This is a genomic window from Flavobacterium sp. W1B (genome assembly GCF_047344965.1).
In the GTDB taxonomy this organism is placed as follows: domain Bacteria; phylum Bacteroidota; class Bacteroidia; order Flavobacteriales; family Flavobacteriaceae; genus Flavobacterium.
Window position 1 is genome coordinate 2,930,392 of record NZ_CP178845.1, and the last position, 11,814, is coordinate 2,942,205.

The 11,814-nt window shown below is 35.3% G+C and carries 6 protein-coding genes; 4 read left to right on the top strand and 2 right to left on the bottom strand.

Annotation, left to right across the window (positions count from 1 at the left end):
- The first annotated feature begins 4 nt into the window (after positions 1-4).
- The 4 genes from ACMDB5_RS12725 to ACMDB5_RS12740 all read left to right on the top strand — a co-directional run bounded on the left by ACMDB5_RS12725 (position 5) and on the right by ACMDB5_RS12740 (position 8,328).
- Complete coding sequence (locus ACMDB5_RS12725; protein WP_413998636.1) at positions 5-2,206, top strand: penicillin acylase family protein; 2,202 nt, start codon at positions 5-7, stop codon at positions 2,204-2,206.
- Between the two features lie 142 nt (positions 2,207-2,348).
- Positions 2,349-5,348: an amidohydrolase family protein gene (locus ACMDB5_RS12730; RefSeq protein ID WP_413998637.1), complete on the top strand. Its 3,000-nt coding sequence runs from the start codon at positions 2,349-2,351 to the stop codon at positions 5,346-5,348.
- Positions 5,349-5,381: 33 nt separating this feature from the next.
- Positions 5,382-6,683 carry an amidohydrolase family protein gene (locus ACMDB5_RS12735; RefSeq protein ID WP_413998638.1) on the top strand — a complete coding sequence of 434 codons (1,302 nt, stop codon included), beginning with the start codon at positions 5,382-5,384 and terminating at the stop codon, positions 6,681-6,683.
- 331 nt (positions 6,684-7,014) lie between these two features.
- Positions 7,015-8,328, top strand: coding sequence for an ammonium transporter (locus ACMDB5_RS12740; RefSeq protein WP_413998639.1), 1,314 nt, complete (start codon positions 7,015-7,017; stop codon positions 8,326-8,328).
- Between the two features lie 57 nt (positions 8,329-8,385).
- Here ACMDB5_RS12740 and ACMDB5_RS12745 read toward each other — a convergent pair whose 3' ends face one another.
- Both ACMDB5_RS12745 and tilS read right to left on the bottom strand, forming a co-directional pair.
- Positions 8,386-10,425, bottom strand: coding sequence for a cytochrome c biogenesis protein CcdA (locus ACMDB5_RS12745; RefSeq protein ID WP_413998640.1), 2,040 nt, complete (start codon positions 10,423-10,425; stop codon positions 8,386-8,388).
- A 46-nt stretch (positions 10,426-10,471) separates the two neighbouring features.
- Positions 10,472-11,782, bottom strand: a complete 1,311-nt coding sequence (tilS, locus tag ACMDB5_RS12750) for a tRNA lysidine(34) synthetase TilS (protein WP_413998641.1) — start codon at positions 11,780-11,782, stop codon at positions 10,472-10,474.
- Positions 11,783-11,814: the final 32 nt, after the last annotated feature.

Genomic DNA, 11,814 nt, shown 5'->3' on the forward strand with positions numbered 1-11,814 from the left:
ATCAATGCATAAGTATAAAACCTATCTAAAGTTAAGCTTCGTTTTTCTCTTTGCAAGCTCCCAGCTATTTGCTCAAAAGCCCAATGAAAAAGAGATCAAAAAACTTGAAAAAGCAGCTAAGCAGGTAACAATTATTAGAGATAATTGGGGAATTCCACATATTTATGGAAAAACAGATGCCGATGCTGTTTTTGGTTTATTGTATGCCCAATGCGAAGATGATTTTGCTCGCATAGAAATGAATTATATCGAAAAACTGGGCCGATTATCTGAAATAAAAGGGCAATCCGTCTTATACAATGATTTAGAAATAAGACTACTAATAGATGAAAAAGAAGCCCAAAACGATTATGAAAAAGCAAAACCATGGTTAAAAAAATTATTGAATGCTTATGCTGACGGAATCAACTATTATTTATACAAAAATCCAGCGGTAAAACCTACTTTATTAAAACATTTTGAACCTTGGTATCCGTTGCTTTGGACAGACGGTAGCATCGGCGCAATTAGTACGGGAGACCTTACTACCGGAGAATTGAAAGCCTTTTATTCTGCTAATTCCGATAAAGTATCTTATATAGAAAGAAAAAGAGATGTTCAAACGGGTTCAAACGGATTTGCTCTGGCTCCTTCAAAAACGGCCTCCGGAAATTCCATTTTATACATCAATCCCCACACTAGTTTTTATTTCAGACCCGAAGTGCAAATCAGCAGTGAAGAAGGATTAAATACTTATGGAGCCGTTACTTGGGGGCAATTTTTTATTTACCAAGGATTCAACGAAAATTGTGGTTGGATGCACACCTCTTCAAATGTAGATGTCGCTGATATGTATGCCGAAAAAATCGTGACAAAAAACAACAAGAAATTTTACGAATATGACAATCAATTAGTACCAATTAAAGAAAAATCCATTACCATAAAATATTTAGAAAATGGTAAAATGGAAAGCAAAGAATTCAATACCTATGCAACCAATCATGGTCCGATAATGGCACAAAGAGAGGGAAAATGGATTAGTTTAAAATCCTACAATCGCTCGATGAAAAGCTTAGAACAAAGTTGGATAAGAACCAAATCGAAAAATTTCGAGGATTATAAACAGGCAATGGATCTAAAAGCCAATACCTCAAACAATACGGTTTATGCCGATTCAAAAGGGAATATTGCTTATTGGCATGGAAATTTTATACCTGTTAGGAATAAAAACATAAACTGGTCAAAAGTGGTCGACGGAACAACTTCTGCAACTGAGTGGAAAGGTTTACATGAAGTTTCTGAAACCGTTCATTCATACAATCCTGTAAATGGGTGGCTACAAAACTGCAATTCGACTCCTTACTCAGTAGCAGGAGATCAAAGTCCAAAAAAGGAAAATTACCCACCCTATATGGCTCCAGACGGCGAAAACTTCAGGGCTATGAATGCTATTCGTCTTTTAAGCGAGGGAGAAAATTATACTTTGGATAAAATTATAACCGATGGTTATAACACAAAACTAACTGCTTTTGAAATATTAATTCCCTCTTTGGTTTCTAATTTCGAAAAACAAATAAAAACAGGAAATTCGCAATACAAGGATTTAGCTGAACCCATAAATATCCTTAAAAACTGGGATTATTATTCTACCGAAACATCAATTGCCACTACTTTAGCGATAGAATGGGGTATGAAATTGAATTCTGTTTTGCAAAAACTTTACATCGATCAAGGAGAAAAAGATCAAATTGAAAACACAAAAAATTTCGCGCTAAATGCTAATGCCGATCAATTATTACCACAATTACAAATGGTGGTAAATGAATTAAAAACGAAATTTGGCAGCTGGCAAATTCCTTGGGGAGAAATCAATCGCTTCCAAAGATTATCCGGTGCCATTGATCTCAAATACGACGACAAATTGAAAAGCTTGCCCATTGGATTTGGACCTGCACTTTGGGGCTCCCTACCCGCTTTTAAAAGTAATTACCAAGAAGGCACTCAAAGAAGATATGGCTATAACGGAAATAGTTTTGTTTGTGCGGTCGAATTTGGTCCCAAAATAATAGCTAAATCACTGCTTGCTGGAGGTAACAGCGGTAACCCAAAGTCAAAACATTTTGATGACCAATCAGAAATGTATCAAAAAGGGAAATTTAAAGACGTTTACTTTTATAAAGAAGATGTCGAAAAAAATGCCGAACGCAGTTACCATCCTGGCGAATGATTTGGCATCCTAAAAATTGACTCGATACGCGATTAGTTCTATTTTTCAATACTGAAAGAAAACTAAAAAGTGAGTTTTTTTCTATATTTATACGTTTTCCGAAATTGATTTTCTACTTTTAAAAAAAATTAACCTTAACCCTATGAAAAGAATTTTTCCCCTCCTTTTTTTATTAATTTTTATATCAAAAATTGATGCTCAGGAATACTTCCCAAACAATGAAGGTATCCAAAATAAGAATAGTAATTATACCGCATTCACAAATGCCAAAATTTTTGTCACTCCAACCCAAGTAATCGAAAAAGGAACTTTATTGATTCAAAACGGGAAAGTGATAAGTGCAGGAAAAACAGTAACACTTCCCAAAAATACAATCGTAGTAAATCTTGAGGGCAAATCAATTTACCCTTCTTTTATAGATATGTATACTAGTTTTGGTATCGAAAAACCCAAAAGAGGCGAAAGCGGTCGTCAAAACCCTTTATACGATACCAAAAAAGAAGGATACTACTGGAACGAGCATATCAAACCTGAAACAGATGCATTCCAGAATTTTAAATACGATAAGACAAAAGCCGAAGACTTATTAAAAGCCGGTTTTGGTGTGGTAGGAACCCATGTTACTGACGGAATTGCACAAGGAAGTGGGATATTAATTGCATTGAATAATGACGAAAATAGCAAAAGACTTTTAGCTAATAAAATAACAAACCATTTCAGTTTTACAAAAAGCGCAACTACAAATCAAGCTTATCCAAGTTCTTTAATGGGAATGATAGCCTTGTTACGCCAGATGTATCTTGATTTAGACTGGTATAAAAATGGAAATTCAACTACCAAAGATCTATCATTGGAAGCGTTGGTAAACAATCAGAAATTAGTTCAAATTTTTGCCACTGAAGATAAACTGAACAGCCTTAGAGCTGCTAAACTAGCCCAGGAATTTGGATTAAAATACGTCTACAAAGGAGCCGGAAATGAGTTTGAAAGAATCGAAGAAATAAAGAAAACGAATGCTCCTTATATCATTCCAATCAATTTCCCGGAAGCATTTGATGTGAGCAATCCTTACTTGGCTAGCCAATTGGATTTTTCTGATTTGCGCTTATGGAATCAGGCTCCAACCAACTTAAAAGTATTATCAGACAATGGAGTTGTATTTGCTCTAACCACAGATAACCTTAAAAAAACAGAAGATTTCAGGACTAACCTTTTGAAAGCAATTCAATATGGTTTTGACAAAACCAAAGCTTTAGAGGCTTTAACAACTGTTCCTGCGGCTTTACTAGGAAAAAGCAACGAAATAGGAACTTTGAAAGACGGTAGTATTGCCAACTTTTTAATTACATCTGGTGAAATTTTTGACAAGAAAACAACAATCTATGAAAACTGGGTTGAAGGCAGCAAATATGTTATCAAAGACATTGCAGCAAAAGACATTCGTGGAAGTTATGATTTAACTGTTGACAATACTCCTTTTAAATTAATCATAAAAGGCGAAATTGCGGCTCCCGAATCTGAAATAAAATCGCTGGATTCAACTAAAGTAAACTCAAAACTTAGTATTTCAAACAATTGGGTTTCATTAATTGTAAAATCAAAAGATTCTGTAAAAACTAATTTCAACAGACTAACGGGATACATTGAAAACACTCCAAACCTTGCTGGAAAAGCTATTTTATTTGACGGTAAAGAGTCGAATTGGTCAGCGATAAAAACAGCTCCTTTCGAAAAAGAAAAAGAAAAGGCTAAAGATGATGCTAAAACGAACACAATAATTCCTGTTAGTTATCCGAACATTGCTTTTGGAAATACCGAAAAACCAAAACAAGAAACCTTATTGTTTAAAAATGCCACGGTTTGGACCAATGAAAAAGAAGGAATTTTAAAAGAAACGGATGTTTTGGTAAAAAATGGTAAAATTGCCGCTATAGGAAATGGTCTTTCTGATGCAGCGGCGACAGTAATTGATGCCAAAGGAAAACACCTAACAAGCGGAATCATTGATGAACATTCGCACATTGCTATTTCAAATGGAGTAAATGAAGGCGGACATAATTCCAGCGCCGAAGTGACTATAGAAGATGTGGTAAATTCGGATGATGTTAATATTTACAGAGAATTAGCCGGTGGTGTAACCACTTCGCAATTACTGCACGGATCTGCAAACCCTATCGGTGGTAGATCTGCAATTGTAAAATGGAAATGGGGATCAGCTCCAGATGAGATGTTATACAAAGACCAACCTAAATTTATCAAATTTGCTTTGGGAGAAAATGTAAAACAAGCCAATTGGGGAATAAGTAATCCAACACGTTTCCCACAAACAAGAATGGGAGTAGAACAAGTTTTTACTGATTATTTTCAACGTGCCAAAGAATACGATGCGGCTTGGAAAAAATACAATACCGCTTCAAAGAAAAGCAAAGGCAAAGCACCAAGAAAAGATATCGAATTAGAAACACTAGCAGAAATAATAAATAAAGAACGTTTTATTAGTTGTCACTCTTATGTTCAATCTGAAATTTTGATGCTTATGCAAGTAGCCGATAAATTTAATTTCAGGGTAAATACCTTTACACATATTCTTGAAGGATACAAAGTAGCCGACAAAATGAAAGAACACGGTGTGGGTGCCTCGACTTTCTCTGATTGGTGGGCTTATAAATTTGAAGTAAATGATGCAATCCCTTACAATGGACCAATAATGCATAATGCTGGTGTGGTAGTAGCTTACAACTCTGATGATGCCGAAATGTCTCGTAGGTTAAATCAAGAAGCGGCAAAAGCAGTGAAATATGGCAACGTTTCTGAAGAAGAAGCCTGGAAATTTGTGACTTTAAATCCTGCTAAACTATTACACATAGACAACAAAGTGGGAAGTATAAAAGTAGGCAAAGATGCTGATATCGTATTATGGAGTACTAATCCTTTATCCATTTATGCTCAAGCTGAAAAAACAGTAATTGAAGGCGCTGTATATTATGACGCAAAGAAAGATGAAAGCAAAAGAGTTGCCATTGATAAAGAAAGGAACGAGATAATAGGTCAGATGCTCGAGGAAAAAAACAAAGGAATGAATACTCAAGAACCTAAAAAGCGAATTAAAGTAGAATACCATTGTGATACTATGGAAGACTAAAAAAGAGATTCATTAATTGAAAAAAAATATAAAATGATACTTAAAAAAAGATATATATTACCGTTCCTATTCAGTTTATCAATGGCGGCGCAACATGCACCAGCAAAGAAACAAACGAAATCAATCCTGTTATTAAATGGTATTGCGCATTTAGGAAATGGACAAATTATTCAAAATAGCGCCATCGGATTCAAAGACGGAAAATTAACCCTAATTGCCGATGCAACTAAAATCCGATTAGCAAAAGATGCTTATGACGAAACTATAGATGCCACAGGAAAAGAAATTTATCCGGGATTTATTGCCCCAAACTCAACTCTAGGATTAGTTGAAATAGATGCCGTAAAATCATCAGACGATGAAAGCGAAATAGGTACTTTTAATCCAAATGTGCGAAGCATAATTGCTTATAATGCCGAGTCTAAAGTAATTGAAACGGTGCGTCCTAACGGAATACTGATTGCGCAAATTACACCTCGTGGCGGGAGAATTTCAGGAAGTTCTTCCATCGTGCAATTGGATTCTTGGAATTGGCAAGATGGTTTAATGAAAGAAAATGATGGGATTCATTTAAACTTTCCGTCTTCCTTTAGACAAAACGGATGGTGGGCTGAACCAGCGGCATCAACACTTAATAAAGATTATTCTAAACAAGTAGGAGAAATAACTAGCTTTTTAAGCAATGCTAAATCCTATTTGGCAGATACAGCTAAGGAGAGAAATTTAATCTTTGAATCCGTAAAAGGATTATTTGACGGAACTCAAACTTTATTCATCCATGCCGATAAAGAATTACAAATTATCGATGCTGTTAATTTAGCCTTAGAGAATGGAATCAAAAAAATAGTTATCGTGGGCGGTTATGAAGCCTATAAAGCTGCCGATATCCTTAAAAAGAACAACATCGGTGTTTTACTAAAAAGAGTACATAGCATGCCTGAAAATGATGATCAGGATGTAAACTTACCTTATAAAATGGCAAAAATTCTAACTGATAAAGGAATTGTTGTAGGACTAGAAAACAGTGGAGACATGGAGCGTATGAACACCAGAAACCTACCTTTTTTAGCTGGAACTTGTGCTGCTTATGGCTTAGACAAAGAGCAAGCCTTACAACTGATTACATCTAATACCGCTAAATTATTAGGAATTGACAATTTGTGTGGCACATTGGAAGAAGGAAAAGATGCTACTTTATTCATCTCAGATGGAGATGCCTTAGACATGAGAACCAATAAAATCTCTAAAGCATTTATCCAAGGACGATTGATCAATTTAGAAACACACCAAAGCTTACTTAACAAGACCTACAAAGAAAAGTACAATCAAAAATAGGTCTTCAAAAATGACCATAATAGCAAAATAATTGCTTTAGATTATTACTAAAAAAATGCCAATCGCAATTCATGTGGTTGGTTTTTTTTTGCTTAAAACAAGATTGTTTTTTATTTATTGAAACAATCAAAATGCGCATATGTTCGATTTTAAATATCTTAATTTCCAAAATTGGTATTAACAAATTGAAAAAATACAACTAAAAATAACCATATACCCATAATTTAACAGGGGTCAAATTGAAAATTAAACAAAAATAAAGCAACACCTACCTATTTTACACAGGGATTTAAATTATTTTATACTTTTATTGAAATTTAAATCCAAAACAATGCGAAAAGTTATTTTAATTGTGATACTAACCACAATTCTCCTCTTAACCCTATTTTCAAGTTTCTTATTTTCCGAAAATCCAATGGCGAACCAAACAGCTGCATTTGACACTGGCGACACCGCGTGGATGATTGTAGCAACTGCGCTTGTCTTACTGATGACTCCTGGATTGGGTTTCTTCTATGGCGGTATGGTAGGAAAAAAAAATGTCATAAGTACAATGCTTCAAAGCTTTATGGCTATGATAATAGTAAGCGTTCTTTGGGTTATTATTGCTTTTGGATTATCATTTGGTCCATCAATAGGCGGAATTATAGGAAACCCCACAACCTATTTATTTTTCCAAAATGTTAATACGACTTCGGCATGGAGCTTAGCTCCTACTATTCCTTTTATGTTATTTGCCTTATTTCAAGCAAAATTCGCCATCATCACACCCGCATTAATTACAGGTGCTTTTGCCGAAAGAATTCGTTTTTGGGCTTATTTATTATTCATGGTCTTATTCATTTTATTCATTTATACTCCTTTATGCCATATGACTTGGCATCCAGAAGGACTTTTCTTCAAAATGGGAATATTGGATTTTGCAGGAGGAACTGTAGTGCATATGAGTGCAGGTTGGGCTGCATTGGCAGGAGCTATCTTTTTAGGAAAAAGAAAAACAGAAAAAGCAAACCCTGCACGCATAACTTATGTGCTATTAGGAACAGCTTTGTTGTGGTTTGGATGGTTTGGCTTTAATGCCGGTTCCGCTTTAGGTGCAAACGGGCTGGCTGTTCAAGCACTCGGAACAACAACTGCGGCGGCGGCGGCAGCTGGTATGGCCTGGGTATTCTTTGACAAAATCCTTGGACAAAAACTTTCGGCCATGGGAGCCTGTATAGGGACTGTAGTCGGTTTAGTTGCCATAACTCCTGCAGCTGGATTTGTAAGCATCCCTCATGCCATTTTCATAGGTGTATTTAGCAGTATTGTAAGTAACCTTATGGTCAGTAAATTCCACAAAAGTAAAATTGACGATGCCTTAGATGTATTTGCTTGTCATGGAGTTGGCGGTATGACAGGAATGCTACTAACTGGTGTTTTTGCTTCTAAAGCGGTAAATCCGGCAGTTGTAGATCAAGGGCTTCTTTTTGGAGAAACAACATTATTCTTTAATCAGCTAATCGCTCTAATTATTGTATCCATCTTTTCTTTTACAGCCTCCTATTTTCTTTTCTATATTGTAAATAAGATTACACCGCTACGAGTATCCGAAGAAAAAGAAGAACTTGGTTTAGATATCTCCCAACACGGAGAATATTTATAAGTTGTATGTAAAGAAAAACCCGTCTAAAAATTACTTTTTTAGACGGGTTTTTTATGCTTATTTTTTAAAATTTGAAATTCCTTCTTTCAACCAAATTTCATATTCATTTATTCCTACGTAACTTATTGTTGGTTTTTTAGCATTTAGATTATTCCCTTCTAAATCCGTTATAACATATAAGGGCTGTGTGTTGGTCTTATATTTTGTTATCATAAAATCAGTCCACTTATCTCCTACTGTTTCAATTTCTGAACCTGTTGTTTTAGAAACAAACTGCTCGCTTTTTGGCAATTCTCTTTTATCATCCACATATAAGGAGATAAGAACTACCTCATTGTTCAGGATAGGCAATATTTTTGAATCGGACCAAACATTATTTTCCATTTTTCTACAATTTACACAAGCAAAGCCAGTAAAATCGAGCATAATAGGTTTATTCACCGTTTTGGCATAAGCCAATCCTTTTTCATAATCGTCAAAAACAATAATTCCATGAGGGCCACTTTTAGCGCCATCAGGCAAAATAGTAGCAGCTGAAGTATTTCCTCTAGAACTACCTACTCCAAAAGGACTTTCACTGTATTCCATCGGAGGAGGAAAAGCACTTACTATTTTTAATGGAGCTCCCCAAAGTCCCGGAATTAAATATATCGTAAAGGTTAAAACCAATAATCCCATTATTAATCTTCCTACCGAAATATGAGTAATTGGACTGTCGTGCGGCAAGCTAATTTTTCCGAATAAGTAAAAGGCCAATGTTCCAAAAATTGCAATCCAAATAGCCAAGAAAACTTCTCTTTCTAATAAATGCAATTGCAATACCAGATCTGCATTCGATAAAAATTTGAAAGCCAAAGCCAATTCCAGAAATCCTAAAACCACTTTCACCGTATTCAACCAACCACCAGATTTAGGCAAAGAATTCAACCATCCCGGGAACATTGCAAAAAGCATAAAAGGCAAGGCTAATGCCAATGAGAAACCAAGCATTCCGATTATTGGAGCAATACCACCTTTGGAAGCAGCTTCAACTAAAAGCGTCCCTACAATAGGTCCGGTACAAGAAAAGGATACAATTGCCAAGGCTAAAGCCATAAACAAAATGCCAATAATTCCGCCTCTATCCGCTTGGCTATCCACTTTATTTGCCCATGAATTAGGTAACATAATTTCGAATGCTCCTAAAAATGATGCGGCAAAAACCACTAATAAAACAAAGAAAATAATATTAAACCAAACATTCGTCGACAAGGCATTCAGAGCATCTGCACCAAAAATCCAAGTTACCAAAAACCCTAAAATCACATAAATAACAATAATTGAAATACCATAAATAATTGCATTTCTAACACCCTGCGCTTTTGTTTTACTTTGTTTTGTAAAGAAACTAACCGTCATTGGAATCATCGGAAAAACACAAGGAGTCAATAAAGCGGCAAATCCAGATAAGAATGCTATGAAAAATATAGACCAAAGTCCTCTTTGAGAATCTGATTTTGTTTCTTCGACAACTGGTTTTGTTGGGGCAACCGCTTCAACATATTCGCTTGCTCCCAAGCTAGGCGCTAAAGAATCTACTTTTGTTGTATCAGCCGCCTCAGGAACTACTGCAACCTCCGCATTTGAAGTTCCAGCCTCAGCGGTAAAAGATGGTAACGCAAAAGAAAATTTCTTTTCTACATTGATACAAACCTCTTTACAAACTTGATAATTAAATTCCACATCAATTTTTGTCAGCTTCGGGTTGGTTACCTTAACTTCTTGTCGAATTTGAGCTTTTCCTTCAAAGAAAGTTTCATCTACTTCAAAGATATCGTTATAAGCCGTTCTGGTTTTACTCTCTTTGGCTTTGCCAATAAGAGTAAAGTTGTCTTTTTGATTCTTAAAAGTAACTTCTAAGGGCAGCGGACCTCCATCTTTAGTAAACTGCGAATACAGATGCCAGTCTTTTTCAATAACAGCATCAAAAACTAATATATAGGTGTTATCTGATTTTTTTTCAATTTTACTGGTCCATTTTGCGGGATCAAGTATCTGCGAATTTACATTAGCAAAAGCTAAAAAAGCAAGCAGTAAAAAAACAACTTTATTCTTCATAGAGTAATTATTTAATTTATTGGGTATTTCAAAATCTTTGACTTCTTTATTCTAATTGTATTTTCAATATGTTTTGTGTCGAATATACTATTCTAAATCGTTCGTCTTGTCGAAGTCCCACAATCCAAATAATTTTAGTGCCAGACCATAAGATCCAACTGTTTTCCTTTTGTATTAATGACAATTTTTCGTCTTTAAAAAATTTACTCACTTTTTTAGACTTTCCGTCCATTCCAAAAGGTTGAAAACTATCTCCATCATTCCATTTTTTTAAAACCAATGGAAATTCTAATTTATCTTCGTCGACAAATATAGCCGTATTTAAAGGAATCGAAATCTCCGACACTTTAGAAAACGAAAGTTTTAAGGGAATATTAACTTCTGTCCTATCCTTCTCAATGAAAAACTCTTGTTTCTCCTCTTCAAAATTTATCGGACTGAGTATTAAAGAATCCCTGTCTTTCAACAATCGAAAATCCGCCGAAAAAACTTGCTTTCCGGATTGGCTTTCAACCAAATCGTAAACATCGTCCCAAGCCGAAAACCGAAATTCATGCAACCATTGGTACAAATACGATTTGTAATTGGGTAATCTTTTTAATTGATTTAAATCAAAATGGATTTCGTCCCCCTCTTTCTTGGCCACCTGCTGGTAAACAATAATCGAAGCGTCTTCAAGCATGGCTTGCGCATCTTGCAAATAAGACTGTGTTTTTTGAAAGGAAGTAATAAATTGCGGATTTAACTCCTTAAACAATGGAACCAAATCATGGCGAATTTTGTTTCGCAAATATTTATCGGACGCATTACTACTATCCTCTCTCCATTCAATATTGTTTCCCTTAGCATAATTAGCAATTTCCTCACGGGAAAACAGCAAAAGTGGGCGGATTATTTTGTCATTTTGTTCGGGAATTCCAACCAATCCTTCCAAACCAGTTCCTCTGCTTAGATTGATCAAAAAAGTTTCTAAGTTGTCATCTGCATGGTGAGCTGTGAGGATATAATCATAATTTTCCGTTTCCAAAAGCTCGTAAAACCAATTGTAACGCAAATCGCGTGCGGCTACTTGAGTGGAAAGTTTATAATCTTTGGCAAAAGCCACAGTATCAAATTGGGTAACAAAAAGCGGAATTTCATTTGTTGCTGCATATTCCTGAACAAAATTCTGATCTCCGAAACTCTCCAGTCCGCGAAGCTGAAAATTGCAATGAGCAAGCGCAAAATCAAAATCTAATTTCTGAAATAAATCAGTCATGACCATACTGTCTAAGCCACCGCTGGTAGCTAAAAGGAGCTTTTTATTTTCAAGAAACTGGAAATTTTGAGCGATCTGTTTTTTAAGTTTGGCTAACATCTTTCAAAAATTAAAGATTAAAATCTAATAAC